This window comes from Cupriavidus sp. SIMBA_020, assembly GCF_046535395.1.
Lineage (GTDB): Bacteria > Pseudomonadota > Gammaproteobacteria > Burkholderiales > Burkholderiaceae > Cupriavidus > Cupriavidus campinensis.
In genome coordinates, this window is record NZ_JAWRWU010000533.1 from 1 (window position 1) to 274 (window position 274).

Below are 274 nucleotides of genomic sequence, written 5' to 3' on the forward strand. Positions count from 1 at the left end.
GGCGGCGATCGGTTACGCATATGCGTCGCCATACGTGGCACTCGGCCGGCTCAAATCGGCAATCGATGCGCGCGATGCGCAGGCGGTCAGCGAGTACGTCGATTTTCCGTCGCTGCGCATCAGTCTGAAGCAGCAGGTCACGGAAGAATTGATGCGCCGGATCGACGCGGTGAAGAAGAACAATCCGTTCGCGGTGCTGGGCGCATTGATCGGGTCTGCGTTGATCGGCCCGCTGGTCGACGCGTACGCGACGCCGGAAGGTGTTGCAGCGTTG

The 274-nt window shown here is 62.4% G+C and carries 1 protein-coding gene; it reads left to right on the top strand.

All coding sequences use genetic code 11. From position 1 onward, the window contains the following. Positions 1–274: DUF2939 domain-containing protein (locus SB751_RS30380; protein WP_410749069.1), on the top strand; the 274-nt coding region annotated here is incomplete at both ends.